Here is a 20599-nt window from a genome sequence, read left to right on the forward strand (position 1 = left end):
TAACCGCCCGGGCCAGATGCGTCGGCCAGTCGAGACCGGCTAGTCGAACTTGGCCTCGTCGAGCCGCCCGAGGATCGCGTCGACGGTCTCGTTCGGCGAGAGGTCGGAGTTGTCCAGCCACAACCCGCGCCGCGGGCTGAACGCGTGCAGCTCGTAGTCGAGCTCGTCGACCGACAACCCACCCAGCCGATCGGAGATCACGTCCGGCCGGGGCGTCAGGACGACGAGGTAGCGCGGCCGGCTCTGGATGTTCTCCAGGAACTCGCGCAGCAACTCGCCGACCACGACGTCCTGCAGTACGACGGTGAAGCCGGCCTGCGCGTACCCGTCGGCGGCCTGGCAGGCCAGCCGGTAGCGCAGCTTCAGCTGTTTCTGCGCTTCCTCGCCGTGCTCGGCGTCGGCCGGCGCCTGGCCGCTGACGATCATCCGGCGGAACACCTCGCCGCGCAGGTGCACGCCGTACTGGAACCGTTCGGCGAGCAGTTGCGAGACCGTCGACTTCCCCGCCGCCGTGATTCCGCTGACGACGATCACCCCCTCGGTCTGCATACCGTGGATGGTGCCACGCAGAGCAAGGTTTTGGTCAGGGTCTGACCATCGGTTGTCCGGCATCAGCCAGCAGGTGAGACGGCCCTTACGGATGCAGCGACCGCAGGTGCGCCGCCAGTACTTCGCGGACGCGCGTCGCGGTGGTCACCTCGGGCTGAAGTGTCACGTGCAAAGAGATCCCGTCGATCAGCGCGTGCAGCCGTTCGGTCTCGAGCTCGAGGTCGAGACCCGGCCGCAGCGCGTCGCCCCGCGCCAGCGCTTCGAGCAGCTGCCGGCACAGGCTGCGCAGCCCGTCGTTGACCGGGCCGAGGTGCTGCCGCAGACCACCGGCGCCGCTCTCGGCCTGGGCCTGCGCGGTGAACGACAGCCAGATGTCGAACTCGGCCAGCCGTTCGGGGTCGAGCGGGATCACTTCCTCCAGGTAGCGCAGCACGATCTCGGTCGGCGTACCGGTCGGGTCGAGAGCGGACACCCGGGCGTGCACGCGCTGGGAGACCAGGTCCATCGCGAAGTTGAGCAGGCCGTCCTGGTCGGGGAAGTAGTAGCGGACGGCGCCGGCCGACCAGCCGGCCTCGGCGGCGACGGTGCGGACCGAGGCGGCGCGGACGCCGTCGCGGCGGACCACGCGCCACAGCGCCTGGGCGATCTCCTCACGGCGGGCGTCGTGGTCGACGATTTTCGGCATACCCCTTTTTAGCACAGCTGTGTTATGGTCGAAACACGTACAAACACAGTCGTGTCAAAACAAGGAGGGCAAGATCGTGCTGCTCGCAGTGATCGCCGCGTGCGAGATCGGCTTCTGGGTGCTGCTCGCCGCCGGGCTCGGCACCCGCTACCTGCTGCGGCTGCCGAAGCTGGGGATGGCGTTCCTGGTCGCGGTGCCGCTGGTCGACGTCGTGATGCTGGTGGCCAGCGTGATCGACATCCGCGGTGGCGGGGAGCCGTCGTTCAAGCACTCGCTGGCCGCGATCTTCATCGGCGTCAGCGTCGGCTTCGGGCACCGCACGCTGAAGTGGGCCGACGGCTGGGCGGCGTACAAGCTGGCCGGCGGGCCGCGGCCGTACAAGCCGCGGAAGGGCACGCGGGAGAAGGCGCGCTTCGAGCGTCAGGGCTGGTACCGCCACCTGCTCGCGTACGCCGTGGGCTGCGGCGTGATGATCGGCCTCGGCCTGCTCTCCGGCCAGGGGTACGACGCGCTGCTCGGCCCGGCCTGGTCCTGGACGATCGTGCTGGTGATCGACGCGATCGTGTCGTTCAGCTACACCAGCGACGTCGAAGAGACCGAACCGCAGCAGAAGATCAACGCCTGAGATCCCACAGCGGTCCGCCCGCGCGCCGTAGATTTCGGTCATGACGAAGTCCGGTGCGGGGCGGGCCTTTCATGCGGTGACGGCGGCGGCGGTGATCGCCGGGATCGTCATCCAGCTGGTCGTCACGGCGACCTCGACCGGCGGCTTCTTCCCGGACAACCCGGACCGGGTCTTCAACGTGTTCGCCTACTTCACGATCTTGTCGAACCTGCTGCTCGGCGGTACGACGCTGCTGCTCGCCGCCGGCACCGACCGCGACTCGACCCTGTTCCGGACGCTGCGGCTGAACGGCGTCCTCTGCATCGCCGTCACCGGGATCGTCTACTGGGTGGCGCTGAACGCCCTGGCCGACTTCACCGGCGGCGCCGCGGTCGCCAACTTCCTGCTGCACACCGCGACGCCGCTGCTCGGCGTGCTCGGCTGGCTGCTGTTCGGTCCGCGTGGCCGGACCAGCCCCGCGATCGTCGGCTGGTCGATCGTGTTCCCGCTGCTCTGGCTGGGCTTCACGCTGATCCGCGGTGCCGCGATCGGTTTCTGGCCGTACCCGTTCGTCGACGCCGACGATCTCGGCTACGGAAAGGTCTTGCTGAACTGTCTGCTCGTCGCGCTACTCTTCCTGGCTCTGGCGTTCGGCGCGATGCTGCTCGACCGCCGGCTGAACAGGACCGCCGTCGAGAGGTAGACCCGTGCTGGTGACATCACGCTCGTACGCCGAGTACGAGGCGATGTTCGATCTGACCGAACTCCCCGAGTCCGTGCTCGACTGCTGCGCGGGAGGGGCCGGCTTCACCGCCGAGGCCGCCGCCCGGGGCGTCGACGCGGTCGCGGTCGACCCGGCGTACGAGCTGCCGGCCGCGGAGCTGGTCGACACCGTACGGCGCAGCCTGCCGGCCGGGTCGGGGATCGTGGACCACCACGCGGCGAGCTTCGTCTGGCACTGGTACGGATCGCCCGAGCGCCGTGACGAGCTGCGGATCGACGCCGCGGACCGGTTCCTCACCCACGTCTCCGAGGCGCCGGACTGCTACGTGCCGGGGAGCCTGCCCGAGCTGCCGTTCCCGGACCAGCGCTTCGAGCTGGTGCTGAGCTCGCACCTGCTGTTCACCTGGGCGGACAAGTACGACCGCGACTGGCACCTGGCCGCGCTGCGGGAGCTGATCCGGGTGTCCCGGTCGGAGGTGCGGATCTTCCCGCTGGTGAAGCAGGGCGCCGGTGAGCCGGTCGAGTACCTGCCGGAGCTGCTCGAGGAGCTCGGCGAGGTGCGGGCGGAGATCCGGAAGGTGCCGTACGAGTTCCAGGTCGGCGCCGACGAGATGCTCGTACTGAGTCGCTGACGCACGAACGGTGGTGCCGATCCGCGATCGGCACCACCGTTCGCCGTACCAGCTTCTGGTGCGACAGGGTCAGCGCAGGTAGCGGCCGCAGACCGGCCACGGCGAGGCGCCGCGCTGGGCGTACAGCTTCTTGGCCCGCATCAGCTGCTCGCCGGCCGAGGCCTGCGAGGCGACGCCGGAGCCGCCGACGCTGCGCCAGGTGGCCCGGTCGAACTGGAACAGACCGTGGTACTTGCCCGACGGGTTCACCGCCCGCGGGTTACCGCCCGACTCGCACTGGGCGACCTTGCGCCAGGCGGCGCTCATCGACACGCTCGTCGCACCGCCGCTGGACTTCGAGCGGGTGGTGCGCGGCTTGCGCTCGGTGCGCTCCTGCGCCTTGCGCGGTGAGCGGTCGGCCTTCGGCTTGGCCTTGGGCGAGCGGCGCTCGGTCACGGTCGCCTTGGGGGCGCCGTCGAGCTTGAGCGTCTGGCCGATCAGGATCAGGTCGGGGTTGTCGAGATTGTTCAGCCGGGCCAGCTGGTGCCAGTCGGCACCGTTGGCCTGCGCGATCTCGGAGAGGGTGTCCCCAGGCTTCACCGTGTAGTCGGCCGCGAACGCGGCACCGGCGCCGGCCGCGGTGATTCCGGCGCCGAGACCGGCGACGGACAGGGTCCGGACGATCCGGCGGGTACTTCGCCGGGGTCGGGCGTGTCGAGCTTTGGACATCAGAATCTGCTCCTCATGAGCTGGGCATGGTGAACTACTCCAGCCCGGCCGGCTCAGCCGCGTGCGCACTTCCCCGAGAGTCCCGCGGCCGCAAGTGCGTGAACGGCGGTGGGACGAAGGTGGTCGTCACCTGTGCGTGAGGCTCGGGCCATGGCGGCCGGTCAGTGCCGGCGCCGTACCGGGCTCCACAGTCTGGTGAGGTACCACTCCCTTCCGGGGGTGCAGGGGACAACACCCGGCCGGTCCCGTTCGGTCACGGGACAGCGTCCGAATGGTCACGTCGAGATAACGAAGCGACCGAGCCATCGTGCGTGACCGGGCCGCGATCCGCAAGGGCAGATCGGAATCTGCCCCGGATTTTTTCTGTCTCTGAGGTAGCGAAAGGCCAACAACAGAACGGTTTCCGGGCCCTTCCTGAGCGTGTTCCGGGGGCTGCCCCGGGAGTGAAAGTGAAAATCTGTCCGTCACATCGCCGCGTCTCGATCGTTGGACAGGAGCGGGCCGGGAGGGCCCGCAGCTGAGGCAAACGATTGATGGGGGCATGCGGTGATCCGAGTCGTACTCGGCCATCGCGGCACGTTGGTGCGTGGAGCGCTGGCCGCGGTGCTGTCCAAGGAGTCCGACCTCGACGTGATGGCCGAGCTGGACCGGTCCGACGAGGTCCTGACCTCGGTCCGGCTGCGTCCACAGGTGGTCGTGCTCGACGCACAACTGCCCGGCAAGGTCGGGATCGAGGAGCTGTGCCGCAAGCTGACCGGGCGCGGCGTGCTGGTGCTGGTCGACCACGAGGCGATCGCCGCGACCAGCATGGCGCTGGTCAAGCAGGCGCCGCGGATCGGGCTGCTGGCGACCGACGCGACCACCGACCAGCTGGTCGAGGCGGTGCGTGACGTCGCCAAGGGTCTGCCGGTGGTCGACGTACGGCTGGCCGTTGCCGCGCTGCGGGCCGGCGACAACCCGCTCACCGACCGCGAGTGCGAAGTGCTGCGGCAGGTGACGACGGGCGCGACCGCGCAGGAGGTCGCGCGGACGCTGAGCCTGAGCGCGGGCACGGTTCGCAACTACCTGTCCCGGATCCTGGCCAAGACCGGCGCGCGGAGCCGGATCGAGGCGATCCGGAAGGCTCAGGACGCGGGCTGGATCTGAAGTCCCGCTTCCGTCGGGTTCCAGTGGCCTTGCAGCTCCTGGTAGAGCGGTGAGGTGCTGAGCAGGCTGCTGTGCGTGCCGAGCGTCGCGCGGTTGCCGTCCATCACGAGGATCTGCCGGGCCCGCAGCGCCGAGCTGATCCGGTGCGCGATCACGATCAGCGTGCCGCCGCGGGTCGCGAACGCCTCCTCGGCCCGGCGCTCGGCCTCGGGGTCGAGGTAGCAGGTCGCCTCGTCCAGTACGACGAGCGGCGCGGGCGACAGGTACGCGCGGGTGAGCGCGATCAGCTGACGCTCCCCGGCGGACAACTCGTTCGGCCTGACCTGGGCGTCGAGCCCGCCGATCCGGTCGACGAGCGCGCCCGAGCCGACGGCGTCGATCGCCTGCCGGACCTCCGACCGGGTCGCGTCGGGCAGCAGGTAGTCGAGGTTCTCCATCACGGTGGCGCTGAAGACGTACGCCTCCTGCGGGATCAGGACGCGGGTGTCAGGGGCGACGGCTTCCGCCGGTACGCCGCCCAGCCGCACGTGACCGCCGGTCGGCTGGAGCATGCCGCAGATCAGACCGGCGAGCGTGGACTTGCCGATACCGCTCGGGCCGACGACGGCGAGGTGCTCGCCTTCGGGGATGGTCAGGTGCAGGTCCTCGATCACGGGTTCGGCGGCGGGGCCGTACGCGAAAGTCAGTCCGCTGGTGTGGACGGCGAAGGTCGACGGGCTTTCGGTGCGCGGCGCCGGCGGGGTGGACTGCACCGCGAGGATGCGGCCGAGCGTCACGACGTACCGGAGGCCGCTGTCGCCGAGCGCGCTCATCACCGTGTTCAGCGCGGGTTGCAGGCCGACCAGGACGTAGGTGAGGCCGCCGAGCAGCGTTCCGGTCGAGACGCCGCGGCCGACCAGCCACGGGCCGGCGGCGAGCAGGATCAGCAGCGGCGCCCAGCCGCCGACGGCGAAGCAGAGCGTCCGCAGGGCGGCGACGCGGGCGAGGGCGCGTTCGGCGTTGGCCTGAGCCTCGATCGGCCGGCCGGTCAGGTACTCGGCGAACTCCTCCGAGCCGGTCGCCGTGATGTCGCGGACGCCGCTGAAGGTCATCCCGGCGCTGGTGGCGAGATCCTCGTCCGCTTGCAGCGAGGCGCGCACGCGGTCGGCGGCGAGGCCGAGCACCGCGAGCGACGCCAGAAAGCCCAGCAGGAAAGGCGGTACGACGAACCCCGCGATCGCGGGCGCGAGCGAGAGCAGCCCGGCCAGGACGCCGACGAGCGTGACGGCGAAGCTGCGGATCACCAGCACGAGCCCGGCGAAGGTGTCGCGGACGATCTCGACCTGCCGGTTCAGGCGCGCGACTGCGGCGGGGTCGCCGGTGTGCAGCGCGCTGCCGACGACGCGGCGGACGAGGTCGTCGCGGAGGGGCTCGACGAGCTCGCCGAGGCGGCCGTAGACCTGGTGGGCGCCGGCCGCGCCGAAGCAGGCGGTGAGGACGAGACCGGCCAGCCACGCGATGCCCCGCCAGGCGTGCCCGGCCAGGAAGCTGTCGGTGGCTTGTGCGACCGCGACACCGTAGATCGCGGTGGGCAGGATCTCCGGGATCGACCACAGGGCGAGCTTCAGGGTGGAACGATTCCTGAGCGCCTGCAGGCCGTACGTGAGTTGCGGCCTCATCCGAAGACCTCGCGGTACTCCGCCAGGTGCCACAGGTCGCGGTGCCGGGCGGTGGCGCGGACAGTGCCGTGGTCGAGCCAGACGACCAGGTCGGCGCGGGCCGCGGTCGCCGGGCGGTGGGTGACGATCAGGCGGGTGCGGCGGTGCTTGTCCTCGGTGAGCGTGCGGCTGATCTGCATCTCGGTCGCGGTGTCGAGGCTCGACGTCGCGTCGTCCAGGACCAGCAGCCGGTGCGCGGACCAGGCCCGGGCCAGGCCGAGCCGCTGCCGTTCGCCACCGGACATAGGGGCCTCGGGCAACGGAGTGCGGTAGCCGCGGGGGAGCCGGCTGACGAAGTCGTGGGCGTGCGTCGCACGCGCGGCCGCGAGGGTGCGGACGGTGCTCAGTGGGTTCGGCGAGATCGCGTCGCCGATCGTCGTCCCGACCAGCGTCGGGCGCTCGAACGCGCAGCCGACCGCGTTGCGCAGCGAGCGCCGGTGCACGGCCGGCAGCGGTACGCCGTCCAGCAGCACCTGCCCGTACGACGGGTCGCGCAGCCGGGCGGCGATCGCGGCCAGCACGGACTTGCCCGCGCCGCTCGGGCCGACCACGGCGACCGTCGCGCCGCCGGGGATCTCGAGATTGACGTCGTACAGGAGGGTGGTGTCGCCCGCGACGACGGTGACGGACTCGAAGCGCAGTTGGCCCGGCCCGGGCGGCAGCGGGAGGGTACCGTGCGGAACGGACTCGATCGCGAAGACCTCGCCCGCGCGGCGGATCCCGGCTTTGGCGCGGGCGAGCTCGCCGATGACGCCGGTCAGGCTGCCGAGACCGGCGCCGAGTACGGCGTACTGGCCGGCGGCGAACAGCTCTCCGGCGGTGATCCGGCCCGCGACCAGTTGCAGGCCGCCGACCGCGAGTACGGCGACCAGCACCAGCGGGCCGACGATCGCGGCCTGCGCGCCGGAGCGGGCGAGGACCTTCCAGGTGAGCAGGCCGTGCTTGTGCAGCTCGGGGAGGAGGGTGAGGACGCGCTGCTCCTCGCGGGCGGTGGTGCCGGCGGCGAGGATCGTGCGGATGCCGGTGAGCGCCTCGGTGAGGCGGCCCGCGAGCTGGCCCTGGGTCTCCTGGTAGGCGAGGCTGATCTGCGCCGTACGGCGGGCGAAGACGAACAGGACGCCGATGACCAGCAGGACACCGCCGAAGAAGGCCGCGGCTAGCCAGGGATCGATCAGCGCGAGCAGGACGAGGCTGCCTGCTGGTGGGAGGATCGCGGCGACCGCGCTGACCAGCGCGGGGCCTGCCTGGGCGGCGTCGACCGCGTTGCCGGAGACGCGGCTGACCAGGTCGCCGGTCTCGAAGCCGCGGGTGCCCTCGGGGCCGCCGCGAACGACGTGGCGGACCAGGCCGTGGCGCAGCCAGGCCGTCGTACCGGCGACCGCGGCGGTGCCGGCGAAGACGTCGACCAGCGAGCAGATGATGCCCAGGGCAACCAATCCGGCGGCGACGCCCAGCCACTGGTCGTAGCCGTGACCGGCGACGATCGCGTCGACCGAGCGGCCGAGCACCGACGGGAGGGCGAGGGCGACGCCGCTGCCACCGAGGGAGGCGAGCGCGATCACCGGGAGCCACTTGCCGCTGTGCCGGACGACGTCGCCGACGTTCACCGCAACTGCCGATCGAGGAAGGCCAGCAGGTCGGCGGCGAGCGCGATGCCCTTGCTCGCGCTGCCGGTGGCGTGGCCGGCGTCGGCCTCGGTCCTCAGCAGCACCGGTTGGGTGGAGACGTGCTGGAGGGCGGCGCACATCTTCCTTGCGTGCAAGGGATCCACGCGGGTGTCGTTGGCGAAGGTGGTGAACAGGATCGCGGGGTAGGGCCGGTCGCTGACCTGGTGGTAGGGCGAGTAGCTCAGCAAGGTCTTCAGCTGCTGGGGATCCGAAGCCGAGCCGAACTCGGGCACCCAGCGTTCGCCGAGGCCGGTGTGTTCGTAGCGGACCATGTCGAGCAGCGGCGCCGAGCAGACGGCGGCGCCGAAGAGCTCCGGGCGCTGGGTGATCGCGGCGCCGACCAGCAGGCCGCCGTTGGATTCTCCGCACGCGCCCAGCTGAGCGGCGGTCGTCCAGCCTTCGGCGATCAGGTGCTCGGCGGCGGCGAGGAAGTCGTCGATGACGTTCTGCTTCTGGTCGAGGATGCCGGCCCGGTGCCAGTCGGCGCCGCGCTCGCCGCCGCCGCGCAGCGTCGCGGTGACGAAGACGCCTCCCGCCTCCACCCAGGCGAGGGCGAAGGCGGAGTACGTCGGGGTGAGCGACTGGCCGAAACCGCCGTAGCCGTAGAGGATCGCCGGCCGCGGAGTGCCGTCGCCGGGGGTGGCGATGACGAGCATCTCCAGGTCGGTGCCATCGGCCGAGCGGAAGGGAACGGCGGTTGTGGTGGCCTCGACCGTGGGTGCGGTGGTGGACGACCACAGCGACGTGTCGGCCGTCAGGGCGTCGTACGCGTAGATCGCCGCGGGCGTGACGCTGTCGGTGTAGGAGAACCAGGCTTCGTGACCGCCTTCGCGACGGGCGGTCAGCGAGCCGATCGAGCCGTGGCCCGGCAGCGGGACCTGGCCGAGGTGCCGCCCGGTGACCAGGTCGTGGATGGCGATCTCGCCGATCGTGCCGCGGGTACGGCCGACCAGGACGACCTTGTCGAGCACGGCCAGACTGCTCAGTGGCGCGTCGGGGTCGGCGGGGACGTAGTCGTGCCAGACCAGCGGGTTCTCCGGGTCGCCGACGCAGATCCGGCCGGTCGGCGCGCCGTCGGTCGTGACGACGTACAGGCGGCCGTCGTGGCCGACCGACATCAGCGTGATCGCGTCCCCGGGGATCTGCAGCGGCTGAGGTGCGTCGCCGGCGCGCAGGTCGGCGAGCCACAGATCGTTGCTCGTCCCGCGCGAGGCCGAGATGGTCAGCCAGCGGCCGTCGGCGCTCAGATCCAGCCCGTACGACGCCTCGCCGGTGAGCACCGGCTCGTCCGCTCCGCCGACGGCGTGCAGGACGACCTGCCGGAATCGCACGTAGTAGAAGGACTTCCCGTCCGGCAGCCACGCGATCGGCGAGTACCGGCAGCCGTCGATCGGCTCCTCGACCAGTACGCCGGTCGCGACGTCGAGCACGTGCAGCACGGACTCCTCGGAGCCGCCGCGCGAGACCTGGAACGCGACCAGCGACCCGTCCGGCGACGGCTGCCAGGAGTCCAGCGTGGTCAGCCCGCTCGGGTCGAGTTTCGCGGGGTCGAGCAGCTCGACGCCGTCGACGGTGAGGACCGGGTGGTCCTGACCGGGCTCACGGCGGAGCAGGAAGCAGCGGTCGCCGCGCCAGACCGGCGCGGAGACGGAACCGACCGCGGACAAGGCTTTCACGCGGCTGCGGAAGGTGAAACGGGTCGGCAGCGAAGCGGCGTACGAGAGCCAGAGCTCGTCCTGCGCGGCCTGCCACTCCCGGGTCTGCGGGCTGAAGGGGTCCTCGAGCCAGCGGTAGGGGTCGGCGACGGAGTGCCCGTGCAGCTGCTCGACCAGCGGCAGCCGTTCGGCGTACGGGTAGTCCATCAGTACCTCCCAGAACGAAGGTCGGCCCGGGGGCGGGAGTTGCCGCCCGCCCCCGGGCCTTCGGAAACCTCGAGAAGCTCGGGTCCGATCAGTGGCAGAGCACGAGGCTCAGGTTGCTCGGACGCTGGGAACCGCAGCCCAGCACGGTCAGCGTGGAGCCGCCGTGGTGGTGGCCGCCGTGACCGTAACCCGGGGTCTCCAGACCCTGAAGGTCGAGAAGTGCCATTTGTCTACACCTCCTTCGGTGTGAGTAGGGATGAGGACTCGGACCACTGGGGAGGTCCGAGGAACGGGAGGGAGACCGGCCGCTCGTGCAGCGCGGTTCCCAGTGCCAGCAGGACGCCGGCCGATCCGGTGGCCAGGTCCGTCGAGAGACGGAGCAGCTGGTTGCCGGGGAAGATCAGTCCGCCCTCGTACGGCAGCGCGTGCCAGCCGAGTCCGCGAACCAGGTCGTCGGTGCTGTCGCCCAGCTGAGCGGCAGCGAGCAGCAGTCCGGCGCGACCCATCAGGAGGCCGGGCTGCACGTAGTAGGAGCAGCGGGTGACCAGGCGGAGCGCAGCCAGGTCGGCAGCGAGCTCCTCGTCCGGCCGGTGCTGCAGGTAGCGGCTGAGGACCAGCGCGATACCGGCCGAGCCCTCCTCCAGGTAGGGCAGGGTGCGCCAGCCCTGGTTGACCTGGAGCATGCCCTCCGGCGTACGGACGCAGCGACGCAGGTCCTGCCGGATGGCGGTCTCCGCGAAGTCCAGCAGCCCGGTGTCACCAGTCCGCTCGTACGCCGCCAGGAACAGCAGCGCCGGTCCGGACGAGCCGTACATCAGCCCGGCCCGCGGCCTCCCCTCGCCACTCAGCTCCGGTACGTCGGTGACGTCGCCGAGCCGGTCCGCGACCAGGTCGAGCACGCGGGTCGCGGTGGTCTGCAGCCCGGACTCGTCGAAGTGCAGCAGGTTGAGCCCGATGCCGGCCAGGCCCGAGTGCAGGCCCAGCTCGCGGCTGCCGAAGTCGTCGGCCAGGGTCAGCTCGATCGCGTCCAGCGCGTCCTGGCGGTACCCGAGCTCGTCGAGGACGTGCGCGACGCCGTGCAGTCCGTCGTACAGGCCGGGGCCGATCTCGGTGGTCTTCGCGCGCTCGCGCAGCCAGTCGTCGTACGCCGGGAAGCGGCCCGCGCCGGTCGTCGCCAGCGCGTAGAGCACGCCGGCCGCACCGGTCGCGAGGTTGATCCCGCCGCCGGGCCGGAACTGGGCGATGTCGCCGGGGAACAGCCGGTCGTCCCGCTCGGGTGTGGCGCCGGCGACGATCGCCTTGGTCAGAGAGTCGCGGACGTCGGTCCAGGGCGCGCGGCCGGGCAGCGGCAGCGCCGCCATCGCCGCGTCCTCGGTGACGTCCGGGCCGACGATCGTCCGGACGGCGTTGTCGAGCGTCGCCCGCGGGACTCCGAAGGTCTCGGCGATCATGTCGGCCAGCTGGAACGCCTTGCCGGGGTGCAGGTGCAGCAGCATCGTCGCCTGCGGCGCGAACAGGCCGAGCGCGATGCAGGCCAGCGCGTACAGGTCGACGTCCGGGCCCTGCCGGTCGCCGGGAGCGGCGTAGCCCGGGTGGGCGAGCGCGGAGCGGGCCTGGTCCTCGGCCAGCGTCGCGACCTCGAAGTCGATCAGCACGAGCCGGTCGCCGGTGCTCAGCAGCACGTTGTCGGGGTGCAGGTCGCAGAAGACGACACCGCGGCCGTGCAGTTCGCTGACCGCGTGCTGGACGTCGTCGACCATCTTGGTCGCCCACTCGGCGTACTGGGCCACCTCGGCCTGCGAAGCGTCGGGGCGGGTCAGCGGGTAGCGGCGGACCAGCTCGCGCTGCAGCGGGTTCGCGTCGACGAACTCCTGGACCAGGAAGTGGTGGTCGCCGAGCGTGAAGTGGTCGTGGACCTGAGGCACGACGTCGAGGCCGTCGAGGCGCCGCAGGATGTCGCGCTCGTGGGCGATCCGGGCCACCGCGTCGCGGCCGGACATGTCCAGCCCGGCGTACGGCCGGCCCTCCTTGAGCACCACCTTGGCCTGGGTCTCGTTGTGGTGGCCGAGGTAGACGCCGCCGCCGTTGGAGAACTGGATGACGCCCTCGATCGTGTACGCGAGGTCGTTGGTGGTGACCGCGTTGCGGGCGTCGAGGTGGGTCTGCAGGAAGCTCGGCAGCTCGATCCACGGCGGCGTGCTGAACGTCGGGCCGCGGTGGTCCGGGACCAGCTGGCCGAGGTCGTTCTCGAGGGCCAGGACGCGCTCACCGGCCGGGTCGAGGGTGTAGCGGCTGACGAAGGCGCCGTACCGGACGAACAGCGGGCCCTCGGCGTACCGGAGGTCGCTCAGGATGTACGGGCCCTGGACGCCGGCCAGCAGGTCGTCGAGCTCCTTGAGGACCAGCTCGAGCTGCGCCTCGTCGGTCGGGTAGATGGTCACCAGCTTCCCGCTCGAACCGCGCGGGGCGGACTTCGAGTTGACCATCACCAGGACCGGCTCGTTGCGCAGGAACTTGAAGGCGATGCCGCGGGGAACGCAGTAGTCCCAGACGATCTCGAGCGCCCGCTCGGCGTCGGCGAGGCCGGCCGAGACGTGGATCTTCCAGCCCTGGGCCGGCAGCTTCAGGCCGCTCGGCGCGTAGTGCATCCACATCTCGCCGGGGACGTGGTCCCAGCCCGAGGGCACCGGCCGCGAGGCCAGCGCGAAGTCCGGCTGCTCGGCGGCGCTGGAGGGAGTGTCGTAGAAACGCCGGTCGGCCAGGCAGTACAGCTCGTAACTTTCCATGGCGGTTCGTCCCCCCTCTCTCGTGGTTGCCCCGGAGAATCTTGGGCAACGCCGAGGGGGTCGGCGTAGTGCATGACGTCATCAGTCGGCTGTGAAGAACTCATGTGCTACGAGTGAGTAAGTAAACACTCTTTGTTACGCCGACGTCATTCTGAGCGGGGAAAGCGCTGTTACATCATGTCGGTGCGTGGCATCCAGGTAACGGGGCGTAACTTTGCATGGATTTGATCGTGCTCGGCTTTCATGTCGCGTTGCGCTGTTGCTGGCTGGCGAAGTAGGCGACCTTGCGGGCCCGCATCACCTCGCCCAGCGGCCGGTGCTCGGCCTTCGCGTTCCACGGGTCGAAGACGGCCGCGTCGACCTCCTCGGCGAACGCCTCATCCGGCTTCTGCCGCCCGACCGTCAGCCGGGCGACGGTCTCGTACGGCGCGTCCCAGGTGACCGAGGCGTCCTCGATCGGGGTCCGCTGCTCGTCGGCGAAGAACTGCACCTGGACGTCGTAGTCCAGCGGGTCGGTGGCCAGCCGGTCGTAGACGTCCGCGGCCCAGTCCACGGCTCCGGGGTTCGGGTAGCCGGCCAGGGCGCGCAGTCGCACGCGGACGGCGTACGGGCCGTAGGAGATCGGCGCGGCGCTGAAGAAGTCCTGCGTCGCGAAGCCGGAGAACGGCTCCTTGAGCGCGGTCGCGACCGCTTTCAGCCGCGGGATCAGGCGCGGCTCCTTCACGACGCTGAGCAGCAGCCGGCCAGGGGTCTGCCCGGCGGTGGTGACGACCTTGCTGAAGTCCTCGCTGGTCGGCGAGCTGAACTTCTCGTGGTTGATCAGCGCGAAGTCCTGACTGACCGCCTCGCCACCGAGCGCGCTCGGTCCGCTGACACCGAGGACCTTGAGCGAGAAGCCGCGAATGTCCGGTACGGCGTCCGCGGCGCGGTTGAACCCGCCGTTCGAGAGGCGCACCCAGACGTCGTACTTGTCCGGCACGCGGAAGAGACCTTGGCGGGCGTACTCCGGAAGGTCGCCGGGGACGGTCAGCGTCGCCCTGAGCGCCGCCACCTGCTTGCGATGCAGCGCGCGCCCGTTGCCGAACTTCTCCGACTTCCGCGCCTGCATCGCCACGAACCCCTCGGCCTGCCGCCGGTGCCGATCCTCCTCGTCCGCACCCACCACTTCCCGCCACCCGACACTCGGCACGCTCACGACGCTCCCCATCCGACGACGACCCGTGCCCCCAGTATCCGCCCCCCACACCGTTGCGCCAGGCAACATCCCCACCACCCCCTCGGCCATCTTTGGGCACGGGCCAGTCACCGAATCGGCGGATTCGTGGCTGAGCGGTGCCCAAAGTGGGGTTTTGGGAGCAGCCGGGGGCGCTGGTGGGAGCTGGGGTGGGGGAGCTGGGCGGGGTCAGCTGGGGTAGGTCTGGGTTTCGGTGGCCTTCAGGGTGGCCCAGAGGGGGCGGCCGGGGGTGAGGGAGAGCTCGGCGACGGCGGCCGGGGTGACGTCGGTCAGCAGGTTGGTGGGGGCCGGTGAGCCCTCGGCGGGGGTGAGGCGGACGCGGACGGTGTGGGCGTGCTGCTCGACCGAGGTGACCACGACCGGCCAGGTGTTGCGGGGGCTGCCGGTCGGGTGGTCGGGGTAGAGGCTGATCGCGGACGGCGGGAAGGCGACGTGGACCTTGCCGGTGGCCGGGGTGGCGATGGTGACCGTGCCGCCGTCGGTGAGCTCGACGGTGGTGCCCTCGGCGGTGCCTCGGTACAGGTTGAGGCCGACGAGTTGGGCGACGTAGTCGGTGCGCGGGCGGTGGGCGACCTCGCTGGGGGAGCCCTCCTGGACGACCTCGCCGTGCTCGACGATGACCAGGCGGTCGGCCAGGACCATCGCGTCGAGCGGGTCGTGGGTGACCAGCAGGGTGCGGCCCTCGTACCGGTCGAGGTGCCGGCCGAGCTCGGCGCGGATGTGGAGCGTGGTGCCGGCATCGAGCGCAGACAGCGGCTCGTCGAGCAGCAGCAGCTCGGGCTGGGTAGCGAGGGCTCGGGCGAGGGCGACGCGCTGGGCCTGGCCGCCGGAGAGGGAGCGCGGGCGCGATTTGGAGTGCTCGGTGAGGCCGACGGTCTCCAGCCACTTGGCCGCTTCGGCGCGGGCGGTGCGCTTGTCGACGCCGCGGGCGCGGAGGCCGAACGCGACGTTCTCCAGCGCGCTCAGGTGGTTGAAGAGCAGGTAGTCCTGGAAGACGACACCGATCGGGCGCTGGTCGGCGGAGACAAAGGTGCGGGGTGGCTCGTCCCAGACTTTGCCGTCGAGGGAGATCCGGCCGGCGTCGACGGGCAGCAGTCCGGCGATCGCGCGCAGGGCGGTGGTCTTTCCGGCGCCGTTCGGACCGAGGACGGCGACCACTTCACCGGGTTCGATGCGAAGGTCGAGCGTCAGCTCGAAGCCGGTACGACGTACCTGGAGGTCTGCGTGCAGGGTCATCGCAGACCACTGATCCAGCGCTCGCGCAGGCTGGCGAGGACGACGACCGAGACGATCAGCAGCACGATGCTCAGCACCACGGCGACATCCGGATCGGTCTCCAGCGCCAGGTAGACGGCCAGCGGCATCGTCGTCGTCTTCCCCGGGAAGTTCCCCGCGAACGTGATGGTCGCGCCGAACTCGCCGAGCGCCCGCGCCCAGCACAGGACCGCGCCCGCGACGATGCCCGGTGCGATCGACGGCAGCGTGACGCGGCGGAAGGTGAGCCAGCGCCCGGCGCCGAGCGTCGCGGCCGCTTCCTCGTACCGCGGGTCGGCCGCACGCAGCGCGCCCTCGACGGAGATCACCAGGAACGGCATCGCGACGAACGCCTCCGCGACGATCACGCCCGCCGTGGTGAACGGGAGGCTGAAGCCGAACCACAGGTCCAGGCGTTCGCCGACCAGCCCGCGCCGGCCGAGCACGAGCAGGAGCGCGACGCCGCCGACGACCGGCGGGAGAACCAGCGGGACCGTCACCAGAGCGCGGAGCAGGCCGCGGCCCGGGAGATCAGAGCGAGCGAGCAGCCAGGCGAGCGGGATGCCGAGGAACAGGCAGATCACCGTCGCGACGCTGGCGCACAGAAGGGACAGGCGAAGGGCCTGGCCGACTTCCTCGCTGAAGAGGCGAGAAGGGAGGGTCGACCAGGGAGCTTCGGCGAGGAGGCCGATCAGCGGGACCAGGAGGAAGGCCAGGCCGAGCAGCGCCGGCAGGAGCAGGACCAGCGGCAGCCGGCCGCTGGTCCGTCGCCTGCGGCGGATGCTCATGGAGCGATCCTGCCGCAGGCCGTCCTGCAGGCGAGAGCTCACGGGGCGTCGAAGCCCGCTTCGCTGAGCACCTTCTTGCCCTCGGCCGAGAGCACGAAGTCGACGAACGCCTTCGCGCCGTCGGCGTTCGGCGCCTTGGTCAGGGTCGCGATCGGGTACTCGTTGACCGCCTGCGCGGACTCCGGGAACGCGATCCCCTCGACCTTGTCCTCGGCGGCCAGGACGTCGGTCTTGTAAACCAGCGCGGCGTCGACCTCCCCGAGGCTGACCTTGGTCAGCGCGGCCTTCACGTCCTGCTCGAGGCTGTCCGGCTGCGGCGTCAGCTGGGCCGCCGCGAACACCTTCCCGGCCGCGGCGCCGCACGGCACTTGCGCGGCGCAGAGCGCGATCTTCCGGTTCTTGTCGGTGAAGTCCTTCAGCCCGGTGATCTGGCCCGGGTTGCCCTTCGGTACGGCGATCTCGAGCACGTTCTTCACGAACGTGGTCGGTGTCGCCTTGTCGGTCACCTGGTCCATGTTCTTCGGCGCCGCCGAGGCGAACACGTCGGCCGGCGCTCCGGAGTTGATCTGGGTGGCCAGCGCCGAGCTCCCGGCGAAGTTGAAGACCACCTTGACACCCGGGTGCGCGGCCTCGAAGTCCTTCCCGAGCTGGGTGAAGGTACCGGTCAGCGACGCGGCGGCGAAGACGTTCACCGTGCCCGAGACGGCGGCGGTGCTGCTGCCCGCCGACGGCGACGAGCTCGAGGAGCTCGCCGGGGTGTCCTCGCCGCAGGCGGCCGGCCCGAGCGCGACGACCGCGGTCAGCACGGCACCGGCGGTCCGGCGGACGGCGGTACGGCGGGCCCAGGACGAGCCGGCAGGGCGGACGGCGGGTGCGCGGGTAGGGCGGAACATCTAGACCTCCGGGATCTCGACGACGACATGGGTGGACTTGATCGAGGCCACGGCGAGCACGCCGGGCTCCAGGCCGAGCTCGTCGGCCGCCTCGCGGCTCATCAGCGAGACCACCCGGAACGGGCCGGCCTGCAGCTCGACCTGCGCCATCACACCGTCCTTGACGACCCGGGTGACGATGCCGCGCATCCGGTTGCGGGCCGAGGCGGCGGTCGTCGTACCGGGCTCCGGGGACTCGGCCAGCTCCTGGGCGAACGCGGCCAGCGCGCGCCCGTCCACCGCCATCCGCCCACCCTGCTCGGTGACCGGTAGTCGTTTGAGGTCGATCCAACGGCGGACGGTGTCGTCACTGACTCCCAGTAGTGCGGCCGCCTCACTGATCCGCAAATTCGGCATGACGGACATGATAGTTCCGAATCTGCGGACTGCTCTGTGCGTTGAGTAGTTTTGGACCATGAACGGGCTGCGCGACTACCTGGACGGGCCGCACAAGGCCGCACGTGACGTCGTACGGGACGGGCTGGCCAGCCATGCGTCCCTGCTGGACGCCGGGCTGCGGCTGAGCCGCGACGAGTACCGCGACGAGGTGCTCCGGACGCTGAAGGAGATCGCCGCGCAGGGGCACCCGTCCCGCGGCTTCCCCAAGGAGTACGGCGGCCAGGGCGACCTCGGCGGTTTCATCGCCGGCTTCGAGACGCTCGCGTACGGCGACCTGTCGCTGATGGTGAAGGCCGGCGTCCAGTTCGGCCTGTTCGCCGGCGCGATCCTGCACCTGGGCACCGAGCGGCACCACGAGCGGTACCTGGCCGACGCGCTGACCGGCGACCTGCTCGGCTGCTTCGCGATGACCGAGACCGGGCACGGCTCGAACGTCCAGGCGCTGGAGACCACCGCGACGTACGACGAGGCGACCGGTGAGTTCGTCGTGCACACCCCGACCGCGGCGGCGCGCAAGGACTACATCGGCAACGCGGCCCGGCACGGGCGGCTGGCGGCGGTGTTCGCCCAGCTCGTGGTCGGCGGCGAGTCGCACGGCGTGCACTGCCTGCTGGTGCCGATCCGCTCGGACGCCGGTGAGCCGCTGCCCGGCGTGACGCTCAGCGACTGCGGGCCGAAGCTCGGGCTGAACGGCGTCGACAACGGGCGGATCGTCTTCGACCAGGTCCGGGTGCCGCGCGAGGCGCTGCTCGACCGGTACGCGCAGGTCGATGCCGACGGCACCTACCGCAGCGACATCGAGAACCCGGACCGGCGGTTCTTCACGATGCTCGGCACGCTGGTCCAGGGCCGGGTCTCGGTCGGTGGGTCGGCGATCAACGCGAGCAAGGTCGCGCTGACCATCGCGATCCGGTACGCCGACCAGCGCCGCCAGTTCGGCGCGCCCGGGAGCCCGGAGGAGGCGCTGCTGCTCGACTACCGGATGCACCAGCGCCGGCTGCTCCCGCTGCTGGCCCGGACGTACGCGCTGCACTTCGCGCAGGCCGAGCTGGTCGAGAACTTCGCGCGGATCTTCGGCGCCGACGACGGCGAGCCGCGAGACGCCCGCGACGGGCGCGGCGGCGGCACCGGCGGTGACGAGCACGACCGCCGCGCGCTGGAAGCCCAGGCGGCCGGGACCAAGGCTTTGGGCACTTGGCACGCCACCGACACCATCCAGATGTGTCGCGAGGCCTGTGGCGGCGCGGGCTACCTGGCCGAGAACCGGCTGTCGACGCTCAAGGCGGACACCGACGTCTTCACCACCTTCGAGGGTGACAACACCGTCCTGCTGCAGCTGGTCGCCAAGGGCCTGCTGACCGACTACCGGCGCTCGTTCGGCGAGCTCGACCCGCTCGGTACGGCGCGCTTCGTCGCGGCGCAGGCGGTCGAGATCGCGGTCGAGAAGACCGCGCTGCGCGGTCTGGTCGAGCGGCTGCGCGACGTCGTACCGAACCGGTCGGACTCGACCGACCCGGACGCTGGGCTGCGCGACGACGACTACCACTCGGGGCTGCTGCGGTTCCGCGAGCAGCACATGCTGTCCGGGGTCGCGCGCCGGCTGAAGGCCGGGATCGACGCCGGGGACGAGGCCTTCGAGGTGTTCAACCGCTGCCAGGACCACGTCATCGCGGCCGGCCGCGCACACGTCGAGCGGGTCGTGCTGGAGGCGTTCCAGCACGCGGTCCAGGCGGCGCCGGAGGGTGAGACGCAGGACCGGCTGAAGGAGCTGTACGACCTGCACGCGCTGGCCACGATCGAGAACGACCGGGCCTGGTTCCTCGAGCACGGGCGGCTGTCCGGCCCGCGCTCGAAGGCGATCACGGCGCTGGTGAACGAGCTGTGCGGCCGGATCCGGGGCTCCGCGACCGAGCTCGTGGACGCGTTCGGCGTACCGGGCGCGGCGGTCGACGTACCGATGGTTGTACGGTCGCTGCATGAGTGAGCCGATCGAGCCCGCCTCCGCTGCCGAGGCCGCCCGCGAACTGGCCAAGGTGCTGCTGGCCCAGGCCGACGCCCTGGACCTGCACGACCTGCGGGCGACGACGGCGATCGAGAACGTCCGGGTGCAGTCGCGGGTGCTGGCCGACGCCGTGCACGAACGCGGCTGGGGCGACATCTTCCTGGGCATCGACTCCTACGACCCCGACGAGCTGGACGACGTGCCGCTCGGGCCGGACGACTTCGACGACCCCGCGGACTACCGCGAGCTGGTCGAGGGGGTCGCCGAGATGGACGAGCCGATGATCCCGGAGAACGGGCTGCGGCTCAGCTACCAGGCCCGCTACGACTTCGTGGTGACCGACCCGGAGGCGTTCGTCGCGTACGTGCGCAGCCGTGCCGACGAGGCCCAGAACGACGACGTCATCGACGACATCGAGGACGCCCGGTCGGCCTTCGAGCTGCTCGGCTACCTGGACGGCATCGGCTCCAAGGACTACGACACGGTCGGCCTGAGCCCGGCCGGCGGCGAGGAGTCCCACAAGGTGGTCGAGTTCTCGCTGTGGGACATGGACCCCACCCGGCGCGACGACACCTACCCGTACTGAGTCGTTCCCGGGGCCGGGATCCCCTTCCAGCACGGCGATCCCAGCCGCGGAGATAATCAAGCACGCAAGCTTTTTACTTGTTGCGGCAGGCAACGTCGGTACGGAACGTGACGACTTGTATACAGTCTGTCGCCTTCTGAAAAGCCAATGCAAATGTTTGATGCCGAGGATGGCCCCGCTCCGGGCTCGCATGACAACGTTCAGTTGTCGGCGACGGACGGGTCGCTGACACAGGCTCCTGGTGGAACACCGAACTCCCGTCCGCGACCGGACTGTACCTCCCCTGCCGGCCGCGGAAACGAGTCCGGGCCCACCTTCCTTCGGGCCGAACGCCCTCTCGGGGCA

The 20599-nt window shown here is 71.0% G+C and carries 19 protein-coding genes; 6 read left to right on the forward strand and 13 right to left on the reverse strand.

The annotated features are described in order from the left end of the window. Positions 1-39: 39 nt before the first annotated feature. Positions 40-549, reverse strand: coding sequence for an AAA family ATPase (locus tag AB0M01_RS20820; protein ID WP_363671800.1), 510 nt, complete (start codon positions 547-549; stop codon positions 40-42). A gap of 85 nt (positions 550-634) precedes the next feature. Further along, a complete protein-coding gene (locus AB0M01_RS20825) occupies positions 635-1234 on the reverse strand; it encodes a TetR family transcriptional regulator C-terminal domain-containing protein (protein WP_363671802.1) in 600 nt (199 codons plus the stop codon). Positions 1235-1310: 76 nt separating this feature from the next. Here AB0M01_RS20825 and AB0M01_RS20830 point away from each other — a divergent pair, with 76 nt between their 5' ends. From AB0M01_RS20830 to AB0M01_RS20840, 3 genes are read left to right on the forward strand one after another with little or no spacing between them, the layout of a single operon-like run. Further along, positions 1311-1859, forward strand: coding sequence for a 2TM domain-containing protein (locus AB0M01_RS20830; protein WP_363671804.1), 549 nt, complete (start codon positions 1311-1313; stop codon positions 1857-1859). A gap of 40 nt (positions 1860-1899) precedes the next feature. Then, the gene (locus tag AB0M01_RS20835; RefSeq protein ID WP_363671806.1) at positions 1900-2541 is read left to right on the forward strand and encodes a Pr6Pr family membrane protein; all 642 of its coding nucleotides are present in this window, start codon (positions 1900-1902) and stop codon (positions 2539-2541) included. Between the two features lie 10 nt (positions 2542-2551). Beyond that, a complete protein-coding gene (locus tag AB0M01_RS20840; protein WP_363671808.1) occupies positions 2552-3193 on the forward strand; it encodes a class I SAM-dependent methyltransferase in 642 nt (213 codons plus the stop codon). A gap of 69 nt (positions 3194-3262) precedes the next feature. Here AB0M01_RS20840 and AB0M01_RS20845 read toward each other — a convergent pair whose 3' ends face one another. Then, complete coding sequence (locus tag AB0M01_RS20845; protein WP_363671810.1) at positions 3263-3901, reverse strand: transglycosylase family protein; 639 nt, start codon at positions 3899-3901, stop codon at positions 3263-3265. 546 nt (positions 3902-4447) lie between these two features. Here AB0M01_RS20845 and AB0M01_RS20850 point away from each other — a divergent pair. Beyond that, positions 4448-5047 (forward strand): response regulator transcription factor, encoded by a 600-nt coding sequence (locus tag AB0M01_RS20850; RefSeq protein WP_363671812.1) that lies wholly within the window; start codon positions 4448-4450, stop codon positions 5045-5047. Here AB0M01_RS20850 and AB0M01_RS20855 read toward each other — a convergent pair. From AB0M01_RS20855 to AB0M01_RS20900, 10 genes are all read right to left on the reverse strand, one after another. Then, complete coding sequence (locus tag AB0M01_RS20855) at positions 5026-6705, reverse strand: ABC transporter ATP-binding protein (RefSeq protein ID WP_363671814.1); 1680 nt, start codon at positions 6703-6705, stop codon at positions 5026-5028. The two genes, AB0M01_RS20850 and AB0M01_RS20855, sit on opposite strands and share 22 nt — an antisense overlap. Then, positions 6702-8351: an ABC transporter ATP-binding protein gene (locus tag AB0M01_RS20860; protein WP_363671816.1), complete on the reverse strand. Its 1650-nt coding sequence runs from the start codon at positions 8349-8351 to the stop codon at positions 6702-6704. The genes AB0M01_RS20855 and AB0M01_RS20860 overlap by 4 nt, the downstream gene beginning before the upstream one ends. Beyond that, positions 8348-10273, reverse strand: a complete 1926-nt coding sequence (locus AB0M01_RS20865; RefSeq protein WP_363671818.1) for a prolyl oligopeptidase family serine peptidase — start codon at positions 10271-10273, stop codon at positions 8348-8350. Before AB0M01_RS20865 ends, AB0M01_RS20860 begins: the two co-directional genes overlap by 4 nt. An 88-nt stretch (positions 10274-10361) precedes the next feature. Further along, a complete protein-coding gene (locus tag AB0M01_RS20870) occupies positions 10362-10499 on the reverse strand; it encodes a SapB/AmfS family lanthipeptide (protein ID WP_143466108.1) in 138 nt (45 codons plus the stop codon). Between the two features lie 4 nt (positions 10500-10503). Then, the gene (lanKC, locus tag AB0M01_RS20875) at positions 10504-13059 is read right to left on the reverse strand and encodes a class III lanthionine synthetase LanKC (RefSeq protein WP_363671821.1); all 2556 of its coding nucleotides are present in this window, start codon (positions 13057-13059) and stop codon (positions 10504-10506) included. A gap of 241 nt (positions 13060-13300) precedes the next feature. Then, the gene (locus tag AB0M01_RS20880; protein WP_363671823.1) at positions 13301-14254 is read right to left on the reverse strand and encodes a hypothetical protein; all 954 of its coding nucleotides are present in this window, start codon (positions 14252-14254) and stop codon (positions 13301-13303) included. 207 nt (positions 14255-14461) lie between these two features. Next, positions 14462-15529 carry an ABC transporter ATP-binding protein gene (locus tag AB0M01_RS20885; RefSeq protein WP_363671825.1) on the reverse strand — a complete coding sequence of 356 codons (1068 nt, stop codon included), beginning with the start codon at positions 15527-15529 and terminating at the stop codon, positions 14462-14464. Next, the gene (modB, locus tag AB0M01_RS20890; RefSeq protein ID WP_363671827.1) at positions 15526-16335 is read right to left on the reverse strand and encodes a molybdate ABC transporter permease subunit; all 810 of its coding nucleotides are present in this window, start codon (positions 16333-16335) and stop codon (positions 15526-15528) included. Before modB ends, AB0M01_RS20885 begins: the two co-directional genes overlap by 4 nt. Before the next feature lie 38 nt (positions 16336-16373). Further along, positions 16374-17228 (reverse strand): molybdate ABC transporter substrate-binding protein, encoded by an 855-nt coding sequence (modA, locus tag AB0M01_RS20895; protein WP_363671829.1) that lies wholly within the window; start codon positions 17226-17228, stop codon positions 16374-16376. After that, positions 17229-17624: a TOBE domain-containing protein gene (locus AB0M01_RS20900; RefSeq protein WP_363671831.1), complete on the reverse strand. Its 396-nt coding sequence runs from the start codon at positions 17622-17624 to the stop codon at positions 17229-17231. Between the two features lie 58 nt (positions 17625-17682). Between AB0M01_RS20900 and AB0M01_RS20905 the strand changes: the two genes are divergently transcribed. Together AB0M01_RS20905 and AB0M01_RS20910 are read left to right on the forward strand one after the other, a co-directional pair. After that, a complete protein-coding gene (locus AB0M01_RS20905; RefSeq protein ID WP_363671833.1) occupies positions 17683-19650 on the forward strand; it encodes an acyl-CoA dehydrogenase in 1968 nt (655 codons plus the stop codon). Continuing rightward, positions 19643-20254, forward strand: coding sequence for a hypothetical protein (locus AB0M01_RS20910; RefSeq protein WP_363671835.1), 612 nt, complete (start codon positions 19643-19645; stop codon positions 20252-20254). Before AB0M01_RS20905 ends, AB0M01_RS20910 begins: the two co-directional genes overlap by 8 nt. Positions 20255-20599 lie beyond the last annotated feature (345 nt).

It is taken from the genome of Kribbella sp. NPDC051770, from assembly GCF_040681455.1.
Lineage (GTDB): Bacteria > Actinomycetota > Actinomycetes > Propionibacteriales > Kribbellaceae > Kribbella.